20 protein-coding genes are annotated in these 22,273 nt (G+C 47.6%); 7 read left to right on the top strand and 13 right to left on the bottom strand.

Annotated features, from left to right (window positions below; translation table 11 throughout):
• Nucleotides 1-2: 2 nt before the first annotated feature.
• From AC3WT9_RS22295 to AC3WT9_RS22285, 3 genes are all read right to left on the bottom strand, one after another.
• A complete protein-coding gene (locus tag AC3WT9_RS22295) occupies nt 3-2,456 on the bottom strand; it encodes a hypothetical protein (RefSeq protein ID WP_341380165.1) in 2,454 nt (817 codons plus the stop codon).
• An 801-nt stretch (nt 2,457-3,257) separates the two neighbouring features.
• Nucleotides 3,258-4,079, bottom strand: coding sequence for an Imm51 family immunity protein (locus AC3WT9_RS22290; protein ID WP_492407952.1), 822 nt, complete (start codon nt 4,077-4,079; stop codon nt 3,258-3,260).
• A gap of 78 nt (nt 4,080-4,157) precedes the next feature.
• A complete protein-coding gene (locus tag AC3WT9_RS22285) occupies nt 4,158-4,586 on the bottom strand; it encodes a tetratricopeptide repeat protein (RefSeq protein WP_492407951.1) in 429 nt (142 codons plus the stop codon).
• Between the two features lie 177 nt (nt 4,587-4,763).
• Between AC3WT9_RS22285 and infC the strand changes: the two genes are divergently transcribed.
• A complete protein-coding gene (gene infC, locus AC3WT9_RS22280) occupies nt 4,764-5,279 on the top strand; it encodes a translation initiation factor IF-3 (protein WP_341380167.1) in 516 nt (171 codons plus the stop codon).
• 118 nt (nt 5,280-5,397) lie between these two features.
• Here infC and AC3WT9_RS22275 read toward each other — a convergent pair whose 3' ends face one another.
• Entirely contained in the window at nt 5,398-6,141 is a 744-nt protein-coding gene (locus AC3WT9_RS22275; protein WP_341380169.1) for a sugar phosphate nucleotidyltransferase, read from the bottom strand.
• 204 nt (nt 6,142-6,345) lie between these two features.
• On the bottom strand, nt 6,346-7,047 hold the full coding sequence (locus AC3WT9_RS22270) for a DNA-binding protein (RefSeq protein WP_341380171.1): 702 nt from the start codon (nt 7,045-7,047) through the stop codon (nt 6,346-6,348).
• Nucleotides 7,048-7,211: 164 nt separating this feature from the next.
• Between AC3WT9_RS22270 and AC3WT9_RS22265 the strand changes: the two genes are divergently transcribed.
• The gene (locus AC3WT9_RS22265; protein WP_341097243.1) at nt 7,212-7,544 is read left to right on the top strand and encodes a helix-turn-helix domain-containing protein; all 333 of its coding nucleotides are present in this window, start codon (nt 7,212-7,214) and stop codon (nt 7,542-7,544) included.
• A 148-nt stretch (nt 7,545-7,692) separates the two neighbouring features.
• On the opposite strand, the gene AC3WT9_RS22260 is transcribed toward AC3WT9_RS22265, so the two are convergent.
• Complete coding sequence (locus AC3WT9_RS22260; RefSeq protein WP_341097244.1) at nt 7,693-9,276, bottom strand: hypothetical protein; 1,584 nt, start codon at nt 9,274-9,276, stop codon at nt 7,693-7,695.
• Nucleotides 9,277-9,759: 483 nt separating this feature from the next.
• Complete coding sequence (locus AC3WT9_RS22255; RefSeq protein ID WP_492407967.1) at nt 9,760-10,110, bottom strand: MerR family transcriptional regulator; 351 nt, start codon at nt 10,108-10,110, stop codon at nt 9,760-9,762.
• Nucleotides 10,111-10,219: 109 nt separating this feature from the next.
• Between AC3WT9_RS22255 and AC3WT9_RS22250 the strand changes: the two genes are divergently transcribed.
• The gene (locus AC3WT9_RS22250; RefSeq protein ID WP_341097247.1) at nt 10,220-10,930 is read left to right on the top strand and encodes an SDR family NAD(P)-dependent oxidoreductase; all 711 of its coding nucleotides are present in this window, start codon (nt 10,220-10,222) and stop codon (nt 10,928-10,930) included.
• Nucleotides 10,931-11,021: 91 nt separating this feature from the next.
• On the opposite strand, the gene AC3WT9_RS22245 is transcribed toward AC3WT9_RS22250, so the two are convergent.
• The 3 genes from AC3WT9_RS22245 to AC3WT9_RS22235 all read right to left on the bottom strand — a co-directional run bounded on the left by AC3WT9_RS22245 (nt 11,022) and on the right by AC3WT9_RS22235 (nt 13,996).
• Nucleotides 11,022-12,431 (bottom strand): alanine/glycine:cation symporter family protein, encoded by a 1,410-nt coding sequence (locus AC3WT9_RS22245; RefSeq protein WP_341097248.1) that lies wholly within the window; start codon nt 12,429-12,431, stop codon nt 11,022-11,024.
• A 174-nt stretch (nt 12,432-12,605) separates the two neighbouring features.
• Complete coding sequence (locus tag AC3WT9_RS22240) at nt 12,606-13,316, bottom strand: DUF421 domain-containing protein (RefSeq protein ID WP_341097249.1); 711 nt, start codon at nt 13,314-13,316, stop codon at nt 12,606-12,608.
• A 98-nt stretch (nt 13,317-13,414) separates the two neighbouring features.
• Nucleotides 13,415-13,996: a TetR/AcrR family transcriptional regulator gene (locus tag AC3WT9_RS22235; protein WP_341380178.1), complete on the bottom strand. Its 582-nt coding sequence runs from the start codon at nt 13,994-13,996 to the stop codon at nt 13,415-13,417.
• A 310-nt stretch (nt 13,997-14,306) separates the two neighbouring features.
• Here AC3WT9_RS22235 and AC3WT9_RS22230 point away from each other — a divergent pair, with 310 nt between their 5' ends.
• Nucleotides 14,307-15,461, top strand: a complete 1,155-nt coding sequence (locus AC3WT9_RS22230; protein ID WP_341097821.1) for an MFS transporter — start codon at nt 14,307-14,309, stop codon at nt 15,459-15,461.
• Nucleotides 15,462-15,665: 204 nt separating this feature from the next.
• Nucleotides 15,666-16,529 carry a CPBP family glutamic-type intramembrane protease gene (locus tag AC3WT9_RS22225; RefSeq protein WP_341097254.1) on the top strand — a complete coding sequence of 288 codons (864 nt, stop codon included), beginning with the start codon at nt 15,666-15,668 and terminating at the stop codon, nt 16,527-16,529.
• 135 nt (nt 16,530-16,664) lie between these two features.
• On the opposite strand, the gene AC3WT9_RS22220 is transcribed toward AC3WT9_RS22225, so the two are convergent.
• Both AC3WT9_RS22220 and AC3WT9_RS22215 read right to left on the bottom strand, forming a co-directional pair.
• The gene (locus AC3WT9_RS22220) at nt 16,665-17,792 is read right to left on the bottom strand and encodes a kanamycin nucleotidyltransferase C-terminal domain-containing protein (RefSeq protein ID WP_341097255.1); all 1,128 of its coding nucleotides are present in this window, start codon (nt 17,790-17,792) and stop codon (nt 16,665-16,667) included.
• Between the two features lie 220 nt (nt 17,793-18,012).
• A complete protein-coding gene (locus AC3WT9_RS22215) occupies nt 18,013-18,882 on the bottom strand; it encodes an SMI1/KNR4 family protein (RefSeq protein WP_341097257.1) in 870 nt (289 codons plus the stop codon).
• Nucleotides 18,883-19,071: 189 nt separating this feature from the next.
• On the opposite strand from AC3WT9_RS22215, the gene AC3WT9_RS22210 reads away from it, so the two are divergent.
• Both AC3WT9_RS22210 and AC3WT9_RS22205 read left to right on the top strand, forming a co-directional pair.
• Entirely contained in the window at nt 19,072-19,959 is an 888-nt protein-coding gene (locus AC3WT9_RS22210; RefSeq protein WP_341380181.1) for a helix-turn-helix transcriptional regulator, read from the top strand.
• A 35-nt stretch (nt 19,960-19,994) separates the two neighbouring features.
• Entirely contained in the window at nt 19,995-20,552 is a 558-nt protein-coding gene (locus AC3WT9_RS22205; RefSeq protein WP_341097261.1) for a DUF5823 family protein, read from the top strand.
• On the opposite strand, the gene AC3WT9_RS22200 is transcribed toward AC3WT9_RS22205, so the two are convergent.
• Nucleotides 20,521-22,248, bottom strand: a complete 1,728-nt coding sequence (locus AC3WT9_RS22200) for an ABC transporter ATP-binding protein (RefSeq protein ID WP_341097262.1) — start codon at nt 22,246-22,248, stop codon at nt 20,521-20,523. The genes AC3WT9_RS22205 and AC3WT9_RS22200 overlap by 32 nt on opposite strands.
• Between the last annotated feature and the right edge of the window lie 25 nt (nt 22,249-22,273).

Here is a 22,273-nt window from a genome sequence, read left to right as displayed (position 1 = left end):
GTTCACAAAACTGCGACAGGATGTTTCAGGCATCCCTCCTGCATAAATAAGTCTGTAGCCTGGGATATGATTTGGTCAGCTTGTTCTTCTTCGACCTGGTAGCGGTCCCTAAGGGCCTGCTTCAATTCAAAGCGATTGGCGCCCGCCATCATTCCTTCCAGCAGCAGTGCCATGGGCTCGCTCAACCTCAGTAATTTCTGGCTGCTAGTCTGGTAGACCGCCGGAGTTTCCCCGATGAAGAACAAAAGTACGGTATCTGCGACTGCCGAGCGGACATTTCCTCTTCGTTCATAGGGGTATTTGTGTGTGCAGGTTGGCAGCGACATCCGGAAGTTGTCCACACTAAGACCGTCTAAAGCCTGCGAATATTTGTTAAGCCCTTTGAGCATTTCAATGGTCTGCATATATAAGTGCATTGTGTTATGTTTCTTGCGGATATTACAATATTGCTGGCGGTTCATGTAGGCGGGCAGGAAACTGCATTTGGTACAGGAAGCGTTGATTTCACAAGTCGCGCAGCCTCTTACTAGCTGCTCCCGATCCGAGACCACCGCAGTCTGCAGCAGCAACCTATCCATAGAATCATCCAGAGTGCCGATAGCGGCGCAGCCTCTGCACCCGGATACCGCCTGATTGCCGTCTACGAACAGCCTCGGAAGCTGCTTCACTGTGCAAGTCTGGGCTCCCGACCAGCGGCAGCTATCCACCAGATACGACTGGATTTCATATCCGTGCCGGAAGGTCCCTGTTCGGCTGAAATGGTCCACATCCTCCAGATAGGCCTCCAGATCTTCAGTGGATGTTATCCTTAGCATCTGGAACTCCACGTTGTTCCTATCCCGTTCCCTGGTTGCCGCTTCTGAATAGCCCATTTGCCGGATGCGGATCGGCTCCACCTGGAGAAAGTCATTCAGCTGCAGAATATATTCAGTTCCTTCCGTCTGCACCACTTGATGAGCATTGGATAAATAGTATTCTTCTTTGTCAGCAGCCTCCGACAATTCCTCAAATCTCCGGTTGCTGCGCTTCCATACCCCATCGGAATCATAATAGATATAACTCGGGTTTTCTCCCCTGTATACTTGGTTATATTCGTATATAAGTGCGCTATTGAGGGCTGTGTACTCCCCAAAATAGTTACTTGGCACTTCTTCCTCTAGCGGTTCTGTGAGCCCGATATGCTTGACCCCGCCGCCGATCGCCTGCTGCGGATAGTATCCGGTCATATAGGCCGTATACTCGTTTAATAAGAACGGAGGCTGCTCTGTGGTCAGATGCTCAAGCATTACAGCGGCTAAGGCTTCCGGGAGAATGACGGGCTGAATGGCTTTGGCCCGGTCCATCGGTTCTGCCCGTACAGATACCGCCTCAATCACTCCTTCAGTGATCCATCTGTGCAGCAGCTCCGCCGTAAGGCTGGGGTCTGCTTCCCGGTTTCCGTCATCGGTAAGCGTAACGGAGAAGGTCATCGGCTGACTGGTTTGCCTTTGCCATATCATATAATTAATTGCTTCTTCTTTCGGGAAGGCATCCGGCGTGGTGCCCAGGGGAACCTTGATCTGGAGTTGTTCTACCCCACACTGTTTAAATCGCTCAAGCATTGAATATGTACAGGCTTCCAGCGGAACAGTCAGCTTATATCCGGCCTTGAACTCCGCTTCCTCCAGAACCTCCAGAATCTGCTCTCTCTGCGCCTCATCCCGGATCAGGTCGAATCCCTCAATAGTAATGACGGGTGCCGTCTGTCTGGATGTCCGGACCGCAAGCTCCAGATCACGCTGCAGCCGCTCCGGAGAATGCCTCCGTATCCCTTGGGCAACATGATGAGGATTGCCGAGCTGATCCGCACATTTCACTGACAGCATCGCCACCCTCCGGTCTGACATGTCCTCCCATACCCCGGTCAGCTCATCCAGCTCCATGACGCCTGCTGCAGCCGCGGCTTCCTCCTCCGCGGGAAGGGCCAGCGAATCTCCACCAGGCTTTCTGCCAACCATGGCCCGGGATGTAAATCCATTCACAGCAGACCAGCCCTCTACCTCTGTATTCACCAGCCGGGAGAGCGTCCGTTCAGGACTCCACCTTACTAAACCGTCCACTTCTGTTTCCCCGAACACTTCCTCACCGATAACCGCTGCCAGATTACCAAACCAAATGACCCGGTTCCGCCCCTCCTGCTCCTTAAGGGTGGAGGTCAACCGCTTACATAACCGGTAGTTTGACGGTGTTACATGAAGTGCAATGATTTCATTCCCCAATGCAGCAATATCTGCAGTTGTATCATATATGTTAGATAGATTAGGTTCGATATATTGAGTCGCCGTCATGCCTTGTCTTTTGAAGAAGGCTCTGATATACCTGCAATCCAGATGATCACCGGCAGTGAACAACCTGGGTTTCTGCTGTTCGAAGTGTATCAGCGTGATCCCGTTCCCGAAGGATAGTCCAAGCACCATTCATCTCTCCTCGCCGTCTTATGTAACTTTTGGGCCGTATTATTTTTCTTATGGACTAATCATAATTCATATTTTTAGGTTTTACACCGAAAAGCACCCTTCGTCATCCCACAAACATCTTGCGGAATGCAGCAGCAAAAAGCGCAACTAGCTGGCAAAACTAAGCAGGTATAGAATTCTTAACTAAATAAGTTGAACTTTAGACTTACCGATCCGGCATAATATGCAACTGCGGTGAATGTTTGGATTCAGGCCCCTTCACCCGCCAAGACCCCGTCTTGGTGTTTCAAAGACTTCGCTCTTTTTCCGAAGGCGTGTGTGTGCATGCGGAAAGTGTATTTCTGGCTCTGAGCACGAACGGACCGAGTTGCACTTAATTGGGGCTTTTAGCCTCTTATAGTAGGAAACCGGACTCCAGCGCAGTTATTTCTCCATGATGGCCGTTTTTAGAAAGAATACAGAGCAAATAAGGTCGGCTGGGTCCGCAAAAGAGATTAAACAGGGGTTTTACTCTCCATAGCGCCTCCTGAGTCCTTTACGAGCAAACGAACCCGCTGCGGGCTTTTAGGGACCCTGCTTTCATTACTAAATCCCTGCTTCTCCAGAGCTCTCCCAGTTTGAAGACGCTCTGGTTCAACTGATATAAACAAGTGGAAACGGCTTTGCCGTCCTTTTTAAGGACGGCAAAGCCGTTTCAGCGAGAAATAGAAGGACAAGTTATCGTTTGAAACATATAAATTCTTATATTTTTAAAAAAGCCGCTTGGCAGCGGCTCTCATTCCTTCTTAATAATAAGTTTAGCTAATCGAGTTCTGCACGGGAGAATAAGTCACGGATAAGAGCGTCGTCCTCACAAGCTGCTTTGAAGCCCGCTGCAAAGCTCTGCACAGCCTCTCTATTGCTGGAATACGCGCAGAACATATCCGCTTCGGGGTCAAAATGGATGCTGTCCGAGAGCTGGGGCATCTTCTCTTCCAGAAAGACAGATGCCAGGGAAGCCCAGTCATAACCGCTCCCTTCGAAGCCCTCGTCTTCCCGTGTCTGAAATAGTTCGGCTTTATAAGAGCCTGCGTTTAAGATGACTGACATGCCGCCGTTGTCCTGCTCTACCAGAATAAAGGGTTTCAACTGGTCTCCTCCTTCAATTGCCTCCTGAGTAAGCCCATCATCCCTGTCATCCTCAGACACATCATAATCATATTCCTCATCATTCACCAATCCGCGGATAAAGGCCTCAAAGCTGCCGGCCAGAAACGTAATTTCATAATCGCCTTCCTGATCGACATGAATAACCGCAGGTTCGCCTTCTCTGCCGCATAAACGGTAATCCAGCATTACTACATCATGGCCGGCAGATGGGCAGTCGCAAATTACCACCCCAATGTCCGGATACCCCCACTCTTCAATCATAAAGCGGCTGCCCAAATCTCCGCACAGTGAATAGCTTTTCTCCCGCCCGATTCCCATAATACTTGAAATGGCAATATGGTCTTCCGCCCATGAAGTTGCTTCCCCGGTAGGAAAACAGGTGTTTTGCGGGATTCCCCCATTCTGCAGCTTCATCAGTTCGATATAGGAGGCCGGCAGCTTGTAACCCAGCTCCTGCTCCACTGAGGCAATCATCTCCTCCGTCGGCGGCTCGGATACATATTCTTTTAAAGCATAATCGCTGTTCTCCCAAAAGTCCGAGAAATCCGCTGGCTAAAAGGAGTTGCTATCACCGCTCTGTTCCTTGGCCATTTGTGCAGCCGCAAAACGCTTCTGCTCCCTTTTCTGCTTCTCGGCACCGCGTACACTCCAATTGAATAGCATTAGCGTATCCTGGTCTCCGGGATCCAGTTCGTCGGCCTTTTTAAAGGCTCTGGCAGCTTCCTCATATTGTTTCAAATAGTAGTAGGAATACCCCGCACGAAAATGCCATAACGGATCATTCGCTCCCTGCCCGGCAATAGCCAAAAGCTGTTCCAGCGCCTCTTCGTATCGCTCCAGATTATTCAGCGCTCTCGCCAATTGGCCGATGACCGCATAATCTCTGTCTTGTGCAGGAACCTCCATAATGCTGTCGACGATTTGTTGATATTCATCCGCCTCATGCCAAAGCGTTAGTTGGTTCATCCAATGATTGTCCATAGTTTACCCTCCCATTATTCTGCTATTTCAAAAATGGAATCGATGATAATCGCATAGAAGTGATTAATTATACTCTAACCGTTTGGATAATAAAATCAACCTCAGCGCATAGGTGAACCGCAGCCTCATTTCGTATAAAATAGATTTAACATTGTTTACAAAGGAGGGCCCATTTCCATGGCCGTATTCATCAACGAGCAAATCAAAGCATCCGAGGTGGTGCTGACCGGCCTCAAGGGGGAGAAGTTCGGCACGTTATTACGAGCGGAAGCGCTGGCAATGGCCCGCTCCGCCGGTGCAGACCTCGTCTGCACCTCGCTGATGAGCAGCCCCCCTCCCTGCAGCCTGATCGCTAAGGGCAAGGGAAAGGCGGCCGCGCAGAAGGACGCCGCGTCCCGCAAAGCGGGCGCTGGACATGCCGCCGGCCAGAGCGGCGGCGGGAAGGTCAAGGAGCTTCGATTCACCGCTCACATCGAAGAGCATGACTACGATACCAAGCTGCGCCAGGCAGACAAGCATCTGCGCTCCGGCAAGCCGGTGCAGCTAGTCGTGAAGGCGAACGGAGCGAAGGAGGCGGCAGCAGCCAAGGCTGTGCTGGAGCGGCTGCTGGGCGATTTGAAGGAAGCCGGATTGAAGGAAAGCGGTATCCAAACCAGCGGCAAAGGCTCGCAGGTAAAAGTTAATCCGCGATAAGCAGTAAGCCCCCGATCGGGACTTCTCCCCAAGAGCTGACGCCCATGCTGGGCATATGAAAAAAGCAGTCCATCCCCTACAGGATGAACTGCTTACAGCTTGAAGATTAACCTTGTTCCTATTGGGCATTCCCCAGTCTAGCCTGCATCTGCGCATAAGCTTCCGGGGTGCCCACATCATCAATCGTGCCCTCCGTATAGTAGGCCCGCATCTCTTGGTGGGAATGCAGCCACTCGGGAAAATAACTCGGCGCATCCGGGTTGCCACCTTCGGCAAGATAACGGGAGAATAACGGCAATGTAGATCGCTTGTAGATATAGAGAGCAAATACGCCAATGTTCGTCTTGGGTGACTGCGGCTTTTCTTCTAAAGAAAGGACACGCCGCTGTGCATCCAGCTCTGCCACGCCAACACTCTGCAGTTCCTCAATATCGTCCACTGTCCGGACCAGAATGCAGTCTTTATCGACTTTATGAAAATAATTCAGATACCCCTCAAGCCCAAAGCCGAGCACGTTGTCGCCCGCCAGCACCAGCAAATCCTCCTGCAGCTGTTCCCGCCCGATGACAAACTGGATATCGCCAATCGCTCCTAACCGTCCCTCTGGAGAAGAGGTTCCGTCATTCAGAATACGAATCGGCTTCGGCCCCCTGTACTGCTGATGCCACTGCTCAAAAGCATGAAAGAAGCGGTCATTCGTCACAATCAGAATCTCCGTAATCTCCTCCAGTACCTCCAGACGGTCAATCAGCAGATCCAGAATTGTACGGTTTCCTTGAACCGGCAGCAGCGGCTTCGGCGTATCCCTGGTTAACGGATAGAGACGGGTCGCATACCCCGCAGCCAAGATCAATGCAATCATTCCCTGTTCGCTCCTCTACCTTGGAAAATGTCCCTCTACTATATACCACACGCCACCTCATTGAACCAGAGTCTATCCTTTATCCTCTATGACAAATTTAAGTAAATATCGTGCTAATGGTGGGAGGTTCTTTGGTTTTGTAGTTTATGGAGGTGGTTATCAATTGTTCCGAGTGTTGTAATATCCTGATAGCGCTTAATCTGCTCATCCGTTTGAACGGTCAACCAATTCCAGGCAATTCATAGTCCAGTCAAGCGCCTCTGGCAGTCTGTCTTCCCGCCTATGGTATAACGCCAAGTGATAACAATAGCTGTAATAATGCGAGATATTGCCTGCATCCTCATACTCCCCAAATCCGGCACTCTGTTCCGCGAAAGTATGCAGCAGATCATCCACATCAAACCCATACTGGACCGCAGCCTGCAAAACAGTCCCAAGCCCTGGCAGTAGCTCCTCGGGATTATCCTGCAAGAATCGCGCATACCCCTCCAGCAATTCCGTCTTGCCGGACAGAATCTCCACGATGTATAAGTTGGCACGAGCCAGAACCCGGAACTCCTCGGCAATCTCCCGCCCTTCCTCCCCCAAATCCTCCATCCAGCCCAGCTCGGCATAGCGGTATATGGATTCTCTGGCCTCATCATACTTCCCCTGCTTCTGGCAAACGATGCCCCGCATCAGGTGACTGAACCCGAAATAATAGACCAGCGGACGCTCTGTATCCAGAATCGGTACCGGAAGCTTCTTAGCCTTGTGATACTGCCGTTCCTCATAGATGCACTGCGCATAGCTGTACAGAATACCCGCCGTATTCAGCATCTTGTCCCAATCCTCGAAGCGATAAGCCATCTCCAGCATTTCAACTATAATATCCGGCTTCAGTGATTTCAGAATGGAAGGGCGCACGGTTGGGGCCTCCTTTTTATCCATTTTCAGTTAATTGTATAGCCGATTTTATATTTGGTCAATATAAATAGTACTTTTAAGTACAATTAATCAAATAATAAGTTTGCACTTGATGATCTGTAATGGTCAGTGTACCTCTTCTAACCTTAAGTGGAGGTGATGACATGAATTTACCAGAAAGTGTAGGAAATCGGATACGAGAGCTCAGAAAGGCAAAAGGATGGACCCAAGAACAACTGGCCGAAGCAGCATCGCTTCATTACAGTTACATAGGTGGAGTAGAACGGGGAGACCGGAACATTTCTTTGGAAACTCTGGAGAAAATAATAGCCGCCTTCCAAGTTCCGGCTGTAGAAATTTTTCGTTTTGAGGATGAAGCTGACCGCCGTAAGGCTTTAGATGAACATATGACTTTGATCAGTGATAGAAGTACAGAGGAAATAGCAGCACTCACTAAGATTAATCGGGAAGTTATTGCTGCTCTGGGGATCAGATAATGAATATCTTGACCAGGCATAGTAGAAACAAAGCTTAGAATGCATATACCGACACTATCCAACGAAGTTGAAGAGTATAACGTTAAGTTATTTAATCTATTTGGCAGTCTAACTGTATGTAAAAAGGCACCTGTTAGGTGCCTTTAGATTATTTTCCAGATACAGGTCTCTCAGCAAAAATCAGACTAGCTTTTCTTAACTGATCTGAACCATCCTTTGACCAAAAGGAGATCATATTTAATCCACGACGTTTACGGTCGCCTGTATATTGACTTAAATCTAGCATGTAAGCAATATAAAGTTTTCCAGCTCTATCTCGAACAGTAACCCTTGGATTTATTCGATGAATAAGTCGAAGATCAACTAACTCCTCTATATCTTTCGCTCCATCTTGATTCCAATCACGTTCTACCAAAAAACAATTTGTACCCGTATTAAAACAAAACTCTCTTACATTTTCAAAAAGTTTTTCAAGTCTCTCTCTTTCATCGTTCGTATCCCTTTTTAATTCTTCTCTTTTTGAAGAGTCATGCTCACCAGCAGCACGGTTGACATCCTCAGCTCCTATTTTAGGTCCTCTAAACCCTCCACCTCTTTCCCTTGCTACCTCTACTGATCTACGAAAAATAGTTAGAAAATCTCTTGCTACCCCGCCACTCGCAAGTACCAATCGATCCATGGCACTTTCTGCCATAATGATTCGAGGGTTTTGCGAGCCTGCCTCTTCAGCTATTTCCTGTAATACGCTTGATAAAAAAGTTCTTGCAATTGAGAATTTTTCAAGAGTAATGTCCAGATCAATTTCATCTGCATCATCACCAAGTTTTAAACCCTTAGGCGGATCACTATGAAGATACCAGTCTGTGCGGTGACGAATCGTCCCAGCCTTTAACCATACCTGATTTCCTTTTGTTGCTCTATGAAAATAATCAAGTACATTTGCTTGATCAGATCTTCTTATATGATATAAATCATCTAACATCAAAAATGCATCAGTACCAGCTAAATCTGAAATCTCTTTAAATAATTTTCGAAAGTCAAGCATATGTCTATGCAAATAATTGACCTTAGATCGACGAGAAGCTTCAGTTACTTCTATATTAGAATCATTTTTTCTTGTTTCTTTTGAGTTTACACCCGCTTTAATCCCTTTTAACTCCACCCCAAGTTCTCCGGTATTTTCAGCTTCTACCGAGTCACCAGATGACCATTTATAACTAAGGTCCGCCTCATCTTCGGAATGTAAAATAGTATTCAGATTTTCAATTTGTTGATTTAAATTTATTACTAATTGTCCACTTTTCGTTTTATTTAGAGGAGATCGCTCAGGCTGTGCTCCAAAAACTTTCTTCCACCATGAAATTTTATTCGTAGAATTCAAACCAACTTCTTGAACCCACTCCTTAAAAGATTCGAGAGTAGCTATTAATACACTAATTAAAACATCTGGGTAACTATGACTCTTAAACTGTTCCATATCGACAAAAGCAACAGGTGTTCTTTTTAGAGATAAGTCTCGTTTGGCCTTTAAAAGCAAACTAGTCTTACCTGATCCCCTACGTCCAAATACAATATGATTTCGTTTTGACATAGCCCTGCTCAAAGTACTCCCTGCTGGTTCTATGAATCTTGTAGTACTCATTACAGTCGCTCTGGTTGCTTCTTCAACTGCACGTACTAAATCATCGATTTCTGGTTTATTTAATATATCCTCACTTTTTTTCACAGCCACCAAAATCACCCTCGACATTTAATAATACAAGTATATATGTATTTCCAAAATTCAATAATAAAAATGTCGATTCAATATATTCAACTTCTAAATGCCAAATAATTCCCTCAATGCTTAGATATTCCCTACGCGATAACATATATTTTCATGAAAGGTAAAAGTTACTCCCGAATAATCTTCCGATTGCCTAGGGGCCGCTCTCTCATCCTTTAATCATTCTTTCCTTTGGGATTGTCCTGCAAATCATCCATAATCACCCGGATATCCTCCACATTGCCTACACAGAAGCTGAGAAACATAACGTCCCCCGCCTCCACCAATCACGAGAATGCATACTCCTCATTCACATCATGCCTAACGATCTCGCCCATACCTGTGCTCGTCTCCTTATCATTTCAAGATACGTTTATTATAGGAGGGGAAATCGGACAGCTGTGTCGTGGTTTGATATGGAGATTAACATTTTACATCTTACTCAGAATACTAATAATTCTCCCCGCGATAATAGCGCTCCAGCTTATGCTCCAAGTGAATGAGTTGAGCTTTTTTCTTTTCAATATCGTCCAAAAGGGCTTGCTTCTGGTCCTGGATGAGTTTGGTTCTCTCCGGCAAGGTAGATGTTCCGGCTTTGACCATATCGTAGTACTTTTTGATCTCCTCGACACTCATTCCCGTTTCCCGCAGACATTTCAGAAATAGCAGCCAATCAATCTCGTTGTCGGTGTACAAGCGATTGTTTTGCTCGTTGCGGACCACGGGCTCCAGAAGACCTTTTCGTTCATAAAAGCGAATCGCTCCAATATTTATCCCTACTTTTTTGGCAACCTGTCCAATGGTGAAAATTTTTGCTCACTTCCTGACTTTTAGTGTTGACCTACACTTAGTGTAGCATAGTAAGCTACAAATTGTTGATAGATCATATCTTGCAGAAAGAAGGATGAAGATGACAAAAACCGCTTTTGTAACAGGTGCCAATAAAGGGATCGGCTTTGAAATCGCAAGACAGCTTGGTGAAGCCGGATGGAGGATATTGCTTGGCGCACGCAGCATCGAACGGGGGAAGGACGCAGCTTCTAAATTAACCAGCCAAGGGCTGGATGTGGAGTTCTTACCCATTGACATGACGAATCTCGAAAGTATTGAGCAGGCAGCCGATACGATTCGCAGCGATTATTCTGATCTGACGCTTATCATTAACAATGCCGGCATGCCGGGGGCGTTCTCCGGTTCATTCAGCGATACCCGGGAGGAGCATTTGCGGAGCGCTTTTGAGGTGAATTTCTTCGGCACCTTCCGCTTGAACCAACGGCTTTTTTCCATAATTAAAGAGAATGAAGGAACGATTGTGAATGTCTCCACCGATATGGCGTCACTGCACTTCATGCAGAATTCGGAATACGCACTGAATGCGTTTGACTACAATTCCTCCAAAACCGCAAACAATGCGATGACTGTAGCCATGGCCATAGAACTCCAACACAGCAAAGCTCAGGTATTCGCAGTAACCCCCGGCTTCACGAAGACGGATCTGAATGGTAATGCGGAAGGCGGGAAATCCAAAGAAGCTGGGGCGTCCATTATTGTGGGCTATGCCACGGATGGCAAACGCCATAACGGAGAGTTTTTGGATGTGAATGGGGTTTACGCGTGGTAATGCTGGTAATAAACGTGCTGTAACCTGCTTGGCTATTAATGCCCAATAACACAAAGGCTCCGTTACCGGAGCCCTGGGCTTTAACCATCTATTACCCTTCCATACCTGACGTGTTCTCCCAACATTCAATGTGATCCAGGCCTTTAATACTATCTTTAACAAAGACCGGGTTTTTCCCAGCCTGTTTCTGCCGCTTGTAATCATGAAGGGCAGCAAAGGCTACTTTGGATAGGAGAAGGATGGCAATCAAATTAACTACCACCATGAGCCCCATAAATAAGTCAGCCAAATCCCATACCAGTTGAACCTTGGCAACCGAACCGAATATAATCATGGCCAAAACACTGTATCTGTAGAATATGACTACTGATTTCTTTGAGTTTAAGAACTCTATATTCGTTTCTCCGTAATAATAATTTCCAATTAACGTGCTGAACGCAAATAAGAACACCATGATAGCCAGAGAACCAGATGCCCAAGAACCGATATGCTCGCTTAGTGCAGCTTGCGTAAGCTTGATGCCATCCAGCCCAGGCTGCTTATACGCATCGGATAGCAAAATAATGAAGGCGGTGCTCGAACAAATAAGCAACGTATCTGTAAGCACACCGAACGCTTGCATAAGTCCTTGTTTTACGGGATGACTTGTCGTTGCCGTTGCTGCAGCATTCGGCGCACTTCCCATTCCCGCTTCGTTCGAGAACAAACCACGCTTCACCCCTTGCAGAATCACCGCCCCAAGAGACCCTCCTATGACTTGCTCAAATCCGAATGCACCCTTCACAATAAGCGCCAGAACCTCCGGCATTTTGGTAATGTTAATCAGCACAATGCATAAGGCAACAGCGATGTAAATCACGGCCATAAAGACTACAATATACTCGGACAATTTGGCAATACGTTTGATGCCGCCAAAGATAATACTTGCAAACGCAACAGCCATTAGAAGCCCCACAATAAAACGATTGGTGCCGAATGAATTTTCAAAAGCAACGGTAATCGTATTGGACTGGACCGCGTTAAAGACGAGGCCGAAAGACAACGTGATCAGCACGGCAAATAAAGATCCCATCCAACGTTTCTTCAAGCCTTGCTCCATATAATAAGCAGGCCCCCCACGAAATCCCGTCTTATCTCTAACTTTATACACCTGTGCTAAAGTACTCTCAATAAAGCTGGATGCTGAACCAATAATCGCAATAACCCACATCCAGAAGACAGCGCCCGGCCCACCTAAGGCAATTGCAATTGCAATTCCTGTTATATTGCCTGTCCCCACCCTGGCTGCCATGCTGATACAGAATGCCTGGAACGATGAGATGCTGTCTTTAGATTTAACATTAGACTCTTTTAGAACAACAAACATTTCCTTGAACATGCCCAATTGTACAAATCTCGATCGAATGGTGAAATAAAAACCACAACCAATAAGAAGAACAATCAGAAGCTTAGACCATAAAAAATCGTTTGTTAGACTGATACCCTCTAATACTTGTTGCATGTAATTCCGCCTCTCATCCTTTTATGCCGACACCTCAGCTGCTTACCCTCTCTAACATAGTATTTTCAAATATAGCAGTCATAATTTCAAAAGCCAATAAAAAAGTTATGCAAAATACTTCCATATGAGCACACTCTGATGAATGGAACAAGCTGATGGCTTTTCTGAAGGAGATTATTCCTGATCCAGCGGCTGCTGTATCCCGTCCTCATAGAAATCGAACACCACCTGCTGCTGCGTGCCTCTTACCGCATAGAACACATCGGCCAGCGACTTCCCTTTCCGCTTCTGCCTCAGCTCATTCTCCAGCCACTCCCGGGTCAGCCCGTTCCGCTTCAGATTGTCCTCCACCAGCACGCCATCCATAATCAGCTCCACGGGAAAAACCTGCGATTGCAGCGCCAGCCCCAGATCCTGCTTCGTGACGAACTGATATGCTTCCTTCTTCAGAACAGAGACCTGTCCGTTATCCTCAAGTACCGCATATTCGACCTCTTCGATATTAAAAATATCCTTCTCTCTCAGCGCCTGGTCCAGCGAATCCAGCGTATAGTGGATCTTACGCATGTTGGCCTCCATGATTTTGCCGTCCTCGATCAGCACGGTGGGGGAGCCGGAGATCCAGCTGCGCAGGCTGCGGCTTTTGAGCGCAATGAAGGAGAGCAGGAACGAGATGGCTGTAATAACAACCAGAGACAGGACAAGATATGAGGATTTCAGGCTAATATTGAAGGCCAGGTTGGCCGCCAGGGAGCCCAGCGTAATGCTGGTCACGAAATCGTTCGACGTCATGCTCGAAAGGGTCTGCTTCCCTAAGATTCGGGGAATGAGCAGCAGCAGTCCCACTGCGAGAATGGTCCGCATTAGAATTTCTACATAGTTCATCTTCAATCCTCCTCCCCCCCATTATTTCCAAACGGGTTCAAAAGAAACAGCAGGGCTTGAGAATCCTCCCCTGTAGGGATGCGCTGCGGACCAGATGATTATTTGAGCAATGTAAGGATCTCCTTCACAAAATTATCGGCGAATGACCGTTCAGGACGGGATTTCAGCATTACCGTGAGTCCTATCAGTGACACGACCAGTGTCTGTGCCAAACTTTTGGCGTTAATAGAGGCATTCAGCTCGCCTGAACGCAAACCCCGTTCAATCGTTTCCTGAAATATTACCGAAAGATACATCTGGTGCTCCCTCGTCAGGATTTCAAACTTCTCATCATGAGGTGCAAGCTCCACCATTGAATTGATGCAAAAACACCCCCAATTCGCACCATTTCCATATTCTTTTGCCACCAGAGCATCAAAAAAATCACGGAACGCCTCTCTAACCGTTACATTCTTTTGAAGGCTGGCACGAACATCAGAAGCGTGGGCACTTGTGTATTTCCGCAAAGCTGCCTCAAATAGTCCTTTTTTATCTCCAAAGGCCGAATAGATGCTTGGCCGCTGAATGCCCATAGCGGATGTTAAATCGCTTAATGAGGTCGCTTCGAACCCCTTTTCCCAAAATAGCTGCATAGCTGCATCCAGTGCCTTTTCCTCATTAAATTCGCGAAGCCTAGCCATAATGCACCCCTTTACATATCGAACGGTATGTTATTCGTCTATAATACCATAGATTACTTATCAATAATCCACATTTTTTAGCTCGCCTCCCGCATAATTTCCGTTTAATTCCTTGACAAATAGCATTTTATAGCAGTATATTTTCTAAGACCAATTACATACCAATCAGTATGTTATTATTAAATTGCTCAATACTAAATTCATGGAGGTATAAGCTTTGAAGAAGCTTGATGCAGAAACGAAGTTGATTGCAGTAGAGAATACAGGCACCGGATGGGAGCCAGCTCAAGCAGAAGCCCCCCGCTCTGCAATCCCCCGTTACGTGCCGCTCTTGTTTGCCATCGCCTGCGGGCTTGCAGTTGCCAATATTTACTACGCACAGCCTTTGCTTGACGCTATTGCGGATGAGTTCCGCATCCCCCATTCATCCGCCGGAATCGTTATTACAATCACACAAGCATGTTACGCCCTGGGGCTGCTGCTGCTGGTGCCGCTCGGTGATCTTCTGAACCGCCGCTCACTAATCGCCGGACAGATGCTTTTATCCGTCCTGGCTTTAATTGTGGTGGGGACTGCCTCTTCCAGCATCGTATTATTCATAGGTATGGCCATTGTTGGCCTGCTCGCCGTAGTGACGCAGACGCTCGTTGCGTTCGCGGCAACCCTTGCGGCACCAGCCGAGCGCGGACGTGTCGTCGGTCTCGTAACCAGTGGAATCGTCATCGGCATTCTGCTTGCACGGACGTTTGCCGGCCTATTGACGGATTTAGCCGGCTGGCGCTCTGTTTACATAGTCTCTGCCGGATTATCGCTGCTTATGGCTGGCGTATTGTTCCGGGTACTGCCTCATGATGAGCATGAAAGAGAGCCATTATCCTATTTGCAGCTGCTGCGCTCTACACTCACCTTGTTTTTACAGGAACGGGTCCTGCGCATTCGCGCTGCCCTCGCCCTGATGATTTTCACTGCTTTCAGTATTTTATGGACCTCGCTTGTGCTGCCGCTTAGTGCTCCGCCGCTTTCTCTTTCACACACTGCGATTGGAGCGTTTGGCCTTGCGGGAGCCGCCGGGGCGTTAGCGGCAGCGCGGGCAGGGCGGCTTGCGGATCTGGGGTTAGGACAGCGGACCACTGGCGCGGCACTGATTCTGCTGCTTGTGTCATGGCTGCCTATCAGTTATACCGAACATTCACTTTGGGCCTTAATCGCTGGTATCCTCCTGCTTGATCTGGCAGTGCAAGCGGTACATGTCACCAACCAGAGCATGATTCTCTCTGTGCGGCCTGAAGCGCGAAGCCGGCTTACCGCCGGTTACATGATTTTTTATTCTATTGGCAGCGCCACCGGGTCCATTGCGTCGACTACGATCTATGAACACATGGGCTGGAATGGAGTATGCTTGCTGGGCGCAGTTGTCAGTGCATTGGCCCTGCTCTTCTGGGCATTGACCCGCCGATTGTACTGATTCCAACATCACAAAATTAACCCTGCTATAGCTCGCAGAAGCTCTCCAACACCAACATTGACGTGCCCTGCCCAGACTCCTACCCCCATTTCTACTGGGCCTCAGACCAGTAGAAAGACTGGGCGGAGGTTAGTTCAGATCAGGGTGGAGGGATTGCTATACTATTCCATGGATATACATACATTGGAAAAAGAGGGGTTAATCATGAAAATTAAACTGGCCAGCACACCTGCCTCCGCTACGGGCGGACAGGAAGAACGAATGCGATTTGCCCGTCGGGGACTTCTCGTTTTTTTCACCCTGCTCATTCCCATCTCTGTCATCGGCTATATTTTGGGTATGAAAAACCCCGCTTTTATACTGCTCCTGATGTGGGCGCCGGGCCTTGCCTCAATCTTCGCCCGTTTGATCCTGCGCGAAGGGATCGCTGATATCTCCTTAAGAGTGGGTGGACGCCGATCGTTAAAGAAACTACCTTTTGTACTTCTGTTTCCTGTCTTTATTGGCTTCGTAGCCTACGGTATTGCCTGGATCACTGGACTCGTGCAATATGTTACGCCTGAAACCTATATTAAGGCTCCCCCTGCTGTAGTCTTCACGGCACTTCTGCTGGTGCAGATGGTCGCCGGTACCGCAATGGGGCTGATCGGCAGCCTCGGCGAGGAATTGGGCTGGCGGGGTTATATGCTGACACGGCTGATTGATGCGCATGTTCCTTACCCGATATTGACGAGCGGGATCATCTGGGGACTATGGCATCTTCCCTTAATAATTGCTGGACTCTATTATTCCGGCCCCTATCTCGCTCTCTCCATCGTATTGTTTATGGTTACAGTAACCTCATTCGGATATATCATTGGACGTCTCCGCCTCACTACCGGCAGCGTCTGGCCTGCTATCTTCCTGCATGCTTCTTGGAATGCTGTGATCCAAAATGTCTTTGATACCTTTTCTGAAGGGGATCAAGTGCTGTTATGGACGGGTGAGTCCGGCGTATTCGTGGCCCTTGCCCTGCTGGTAGCGGCATTGATCCTTTCACGCATACCGATGAATGTAAAAAGACTGTGAAGGTTTAAATGCGGATGCGGATTAAATCCCATAATTACCATATTTTCTATATATAGCGAAATTGATTATGATTTCAAAAAGACACAAAAAGCACCCATCCCTTTAAGGGTGAGTGCTTTGCTCCCGCAGAATAAATTATGCTGTTGCGTATTTTCCCTTTAGAAATGCTTGAAATTCTTCAATATCCGCGAAGCGGTTGATCTCCACTCCCTTGGAGCGGAAAAGCCCTTCCAAATCAGCATTTAACCGTTCCACAGCGGTTTGTAACGGCGATAGGTCATCCGGGTTCAGCAATCCAGCCAGCTCCGGGAATCCCAACCGCCGGTATACGTCCTCATAAGCCGAATGAAGCATCAAATCGCTGGGCCAGATTCCCGTCTCGGCAAGAAATAAAAAGCTGGCGATCTCCTCCTGTGCCTGTATGGCGGAAAAGAATGCCGTATCATAATCATTCCTTTCGCAAGCGGTAATGATTTTGTCCAGAACGCCCTTCACCTCTTCATAACAACCCTTCATGCGGTCGGGGTAAGAAGGTGCGTCATAGCCCATTTCCTGCTCCGCTGACAGAATAGCAAATATACCCGCTACCAGTTCCTCACAAGCTTCTACAATCTCGCTTGTTACGCTGCTGCGCATAATGGTTTCCATCAGCGGCTCCAGGCGGGGCGGTTGTAACGGAAGACTGAGAACTTGCTCCCGGTTTTTGCCGAAGCCGCTTTTATAATATGTTCCATTCAGCAACGCCAGGCTTTGCAGCCCCCTCGTTAATACGCCGTACGCTTCTGTTCTGTAATAAGCTATATTCCCGGATGCACCGGCGCGGCAAAGGTTATACAGGTGTGTGTATACATTGCAGAACTCGGCTTCTGCTTTTCCGACCCTGTTGCTTCTGTTTTCGGGGGATTGCATGCTGGAAATAGGTTCACGCAGCTTCATGAGTCTTTCACGGTCTTCCTCTGAGCGTACGTACAGCAGCTTGCAGTCAGCGATAATCGAAGTTTTGAATTCCTCAAATGAGGCCATGCTTGCCGCACGTTCCCAACTGATTGGCCAAAAGTCGAAACTGATGTCATCAATAATAAACTGAATGCTTGCCCCGTAACCTTTAGGCGTAGCCGGAATGAAAAAGAAGTCCAGGTCCGAGCGTTTAGTAGCCGTCCCTTGAGCATATGACCCGTAATAAGCAACCAGCGCGATATCTTCGGAATAAACTTTTTCAATATGATTTACAAGCGTCTTGGCAACATCAAACACATTCAACATTGTATTTCCTCCCGTTATGTAAGCCTTGCCCCGTCATCATAGCAAAGTTTAATCCCCCCGTTTAGGCAGAGTTCAGCTATAATTTTTGTCTACTGTGCAGAAGAACCGGCTATGTCCTTTCTTATCAGTTGCAAAAAGGCCCTCCTAATGGGGGCCTTTGCATTCCAACTATTCAGCATGACGTCATTACACTGAACTGCACGATTCTATCCGCGGCAACTCAGTTCTCCGCACTCACCAGTCCGCGAATAAAGGCCTCAAAGTTATTGGCCAGCTTCGTGATCTTGTAATTATTGTCCTTGTCCACATGAACAACCTCCGGTTCGCCGTCATTGCCGGATGAGCGGTAATCCAGCATTACCACTTCATGCTCTGCAGCAGGGGTGTCGCATATGACTACGCCAATCTCAGGGTATCCGCCTTCTTCAATTCTAACCCGGCTGCCCGCAGCTCCGCACAGTGATTGACTCTTATCCCGTCCAATGCCCAGAAAACCGGAAATTTCGAGAGACTCTTGTCCTAAAGGAATACGCGTGCTGTGTGGAATCCCCCCGTTATGTAATTTCATCATGGAAGTGTAGAACGCAGGCAGTTTGAAGACCAGCTCTTCCTCCACGGAAGCAATCAGCTCATCCGAAGGCGGCGCTGATACGTAGGTATCGAGCGCATACTCGCTGTCATCCCAAAAGTTCGAGAAATCGAATTTTTGTACAGGCTTCTTGACAGTGGACTTCTTCTTAGCGGCTTTACGGCGGCTGAGTGCCAGAAACTCCAGGGTATCTTCATCCTCAGGGTCCAGCTTGTCAGCGATTTCAAACTCTCTGATGGCTTCATCATATTGCTTCAGATAGTAATGGCAGAAGCCCACGCGGAAATGCCACAGCGGATCCTCTTCACCCTCTTCGGCGATTTCCTCAAAAAGCTCCAGTGCCTCTTCATAACGTCCGAGATTATTCAGCGCTCTGCCCAAGTGGCTATTCAGCACATAGTCCCGTTCCTCCGGATCAATCTCCTCAATCGCATCGACGATCTCCTGAATCTCGTCTTCTTCATGCCACAATTCCAGTTGTTCCAACAGATTTTCACTCATTATTTATGCCTCCCAGTTCGATAACTACTACTTATAGGAATTATACCATTTCCAGCCTGATTCCAGCCAACCAAGGACGAAGTGGACTTTATACTGCACCGGAAGACGCACAAGATGATGTTTAAATCACAGCAAGATTTATCAAAATCGGTTCAGATGTATGTTATATAGTATTACTTGCCGGAAGGGGTGAACATACTGTACTACCATTTGATCCATACGAGCATTGAGTATATTGAACAGCATCTCGAAGAGAAGCTCAGCCTGGAACGGATTGCACAGGAAGCGGGGTTCTCCAAGTATCACTTCCACCGTATTTTTCGTAAATATGTCGGCAAAAGTGTCTATGAGCATATCCGCAGCCGCAGGCTGAGCTGTGCGGCAAATCTCCTGCTGTATTCGGAGGAGCGCATTCTTGATATTGCGTTGCAATATGGCTTTGAGAGCCAGGAGGCCTTTACCAGAGCTTTTAAGGAAATTTATGCTTTACCGCCTGCCCAATACAGAGCGCAGATGAAACTGCTGATTCAAGAAAGAGAGGTCTACACAATGTCAGAAATTAAAGGCTGGAAAGTTACCGGAACGACTCCGGAGAAGTATAACGTGACGCTGGATACCCGAATCCACTATAAGACCACCCCCTCTGTCTGTCTACAGTCTACGGCCGGAGAAACATTCGAGTTCAATGATTTCGGTACAGTGATGCAGCAATTCCAGGCCCAGCCGTATACGGGAAAGCGGATGCGGTTTGCCGGCTTTGTCAGTACGGAGAATGTCACCGACTGGTGCGGTTTATGGATGCGGATTGATGATAAGCTGCAGAACCTGTTAGCCTTCGACAACATGCAGCACAGAAGCATTCGGGGGACCACGGAATGGAACCATTACGCTTGTGTGCTGGATGTACCTCCCGAAGCCGTATGTATCAATATCGGAATCCTGTTGACAGGCCCCGGGAAGGTATGGCTGGGAGATTGTGAATTTGAAGAAGTAGGCAAGGATATCCCGGTAACGGATGGCCTGGTGGATGCAGAAGTCTTTCCGCCGGAACCGCAAAACCTGAAATTTGACCAATAGTTCTTATACCACATAGGTTTGGGGAGGCCGTAATTTTGTTTTCCATCATCGGAGAAGTATTAAAGACAGGTATTAAACTTCTGACAGAACTGTTTTCAGGGGAATTACCCGGATATTTCTATACATGCTGCATCGGACTTACCCTGTATATCCTCATTTATTCCTATTGGGAGAAACAGGCGCAGGCCACTGCAGGAAGCTATTCAAAAAATGTTCTTATAGAAACAGCTTCCCATCTGATCGCCTGGATCGTGGCCATGCTTATCGCAAAGTTTTTTGCAGGTATTATCGACCAAGGGGTTGCTCCGATGGAGGACCGCACCTACTATACTGCCGGCATGCTCATGGTGATCGCGTATGATCTGTCCGTAGTTTTGTCACTGATTACCCAGAAATTGAACATAAAAAGAGAGGCCGGGGAAATAAGCTCCTTTCTCTTCGGTCTGGGTCTGGCTTATGTCATCTTCCTGCTGGCCGGGGAGTATTGGTTTGCGGAGTTGACGATGTCGCAGCCCTATCTGATCACCTTATCCATTGTCACCGCCATTTTTGCTGCACTGTTCAAGATCTCGCAAAGGGAAGAGTTTGGTTAGATACCCTGCCATTATTCCACAAGGCCCTGAAAGGAGCGCAATGTTCCATTAAGGACTCGAAATCTCCTTCGCCCGCAAGACAGCCGTTCTCCATCACAAGAATCTTGTCGACCTCTTTAATAAAATTCAGCCTATGGGCTATAATGATCACCGTTTTGTGCTGAAATTCGCGGAAGACCGTTTCCATGATGCTTTTCTCCGTAATATTATCGAGGGCTGATACCGGTTCATCCAGAATGACAATATTTCGCTTCTGCAAAATAGCCCGGGCAAAGGCCAAACGCTGTCTTTCGCCTCCCGATAATTTGAGGCCTTTCTCCCCTACCAGGGTATCCAGCTGCTCCGGCAGCTGCAGCACCTTCTCTTTCAAATGAACCTTGTCCAGCACAGCATACAGCTCTTCATCCGGAAGGCTCTGCTCGAACACCATATTCCCCCGGATGGAATCGTCAAAAATCGGACTGTCCTGAGAGAGATAGGAGATATGTTCGTAATAGCTGTTCAGGCAAATCTGATCCAACTCCACGCCGTCGAGCAGCAGCTGGCCTCCGCTCTTTTTTAACAGTCCGGCCATTAATTTGATGATCGTCGATTTCCCGCTTCCGCTCAGTCCCACCAGAGCAACCGACGTTCCGGGCGCAATCGAAAAGGATAATTGACGCAGAACCGGAACCTCTCCATATTTAAAAGACACATCTCTGAATTCAAAAGCACCCCGCAGCTCTGTAACTGCTGTTCCGGCTTCCAGATTCCGGTCCTCCGGCGCATTGATGAACTGCTCAAACCGCTGGTAGGTTACTTTATTCAGCCGATAATTCACGAACAGCACATTGAAAATGGCAATCGGCGTATATATTTTATCAATAAACATAAACAATGCGACCATCACCCCAAGAGAGGCCTGACCTGACACCACGTTTCTCACCCCGTAGATCAGCACAATCACTTTGATGACAGTAATAAACAGTTCGAAGATTGCAAAAAAGGACTCATGAATCATTTGCAGCTGAGCACTTTTATGAATGATATTTCTTGCGGTATCACTTATTTTGCGGATCTCCTGCTCATACTTTCTGTTCGTCCGGAAGACGACCAGCTCCATAAATCCACGAATGGAATATCTGGACATGGCTTCTTGCTCTTGAAGTATGGTTGACTTGATCCGGTACAAAACTTTGAGCAATACGTTTGTGATCAGGAAGATCACAACATAGCCGGCAGCAATCACCAGCATGATCCGCATATCGTAGAAGCTGATGAAGATCAGGCTGAAGATTATCGTGGGCAGCAGCTCATGCAGGGTTTTGAGGAAAAAGGAGTAAATAATGCTGTTGCCGGCCGCTGCGCCGTTCTCAATCACTTTGATCATTTGGCCTGTACCCATCTCCTGATAGGCCAGATAATCGATTTTGGATATTTTGGACAGCGCCAGGATCTTCAATCGCTCCGTGATGCTGTTCGACAGATGGGCGCTTGGATATTCATCCACATAGTTAAGGACGACCACCAGGCCCAGCAGTACCCCATAGCTCACAATAAAACCCGATATTTCTCCTAAAGATGTTCCTTCCACAGCCCTATCCAGGATCTTCTGAAAGACCACAATCCCCAGACTGCTTAAGAATTGAATGGCAAAACCTAAACTGATATACAGCACAATCCACCCTTTCAGATGGACAAGACATTTTCTCAACATCACAGATATCCCCAATCTTTCAAAT

The organism is Paenibacillus sp. EB106-06-01-XG199 (genome assembly GCF_058791575.1).
Note: the sequence above shows the minus strand (reverse complement) of the source record. Positions and strands in the feature narration are given on the sequence as shown.

Coding starts and splice junctions, on each gene's coding strand:
- AC3WT9_RS22235 (WP_341380178.1), bottom strand. CDS start 13,996: ATGGCTAGGCTTCGCGAATTTAATGAGGAAAAGGCACTGGATGCAGCT.
- AC3WT9_RS22215 (WP_341097257.1), bottom strand. CDS start 18,882: ATGAGTGAAAATCTGTTGGAACAACTGGAATTGTGGCATGAAGAAGAC.
- AC3WT9_RS22275 (WP_341380169.1), bottom strand. CDS start 6,141: ATGATTGCATTGATCTTGGCTGCGGGGTATGCGACCCGTCTCTATCCG.
- AC3WT9_RS22245 (WP_341097248.1), bottom strand. CDS start 12,431: ATGCAACAAGTATTAGAGGGTATCAGTCTAACAAACGATTTTTTATGG.
- AC3WT9_RS22240 (WP_341097249.1), bottom strand. CDS start 13,316: ATGAACTATGTAGAAATTCTAATGCGGACCATTCTCGCAGTGGGACTG.
- AC3WT9_RS22200 (WP_341097262.1), bottom strand. CDS start 22,248: ATGTTGAGAAAATGTCTTGTCCATCTGAAAGGGTGGATTGTGCTGTAT.
- AC3WT9_RS22220 (WP_341097255.1), bottom strand. CDS start 17,792: ATGTTGAATGTGTTTGATGTTGCCAAGACGCTTGTAAATCATATTGAA.
- AC3WT9_RS22290 (WP_492407952.1), bottom strand. CDS start 4,079: ATGATTGCCTCAGTGGAGCAGGAGCTGGGTTACAAGCTGCCGGCCTCC.
- AC3WT9_RS22285 (WP_492407951.1), bottom strand. CDS start 4,586: ATGGACAATCATTGGATGAACCAACTAACGCTTTGGCATGAGGCGGAT.
- AC3WT9_RS22250 (WP_341097247.1), top strand. CDS start 10,220: ATGACAAAAACCGCTTTTGTAACAGGTGCCAATAAAGGGATCGGCTTT.
- infC (WP_341380167.1), top strand. CDS start 4,764: ATGGCCGTATTCATCAACGAGCAAATCAAAGCATCCGAGGTGGTGCTG.
- AC3WT9_RS22225 (WP_341097254.1), top strand. CDS start 15,666: ATGAAAATTAAACTGGCCAGCACACCTGCCTCCGCTACGGGCGGACAG.
- AC3WT9_RS22265 (WP_341097243.1), top strand. CDS start 7,212: ATGAATTTACCAGAAAGTGTAGGAAATCGGATACGAGAGCTCAGAAAG.
- AC3WT9_RS22295 (WP_341380165.1), bottom strand. CDS start 2,456: ATGGTGCTTGGACTATCCTTCGGGAACGGGATCACGCTGATACACTTC.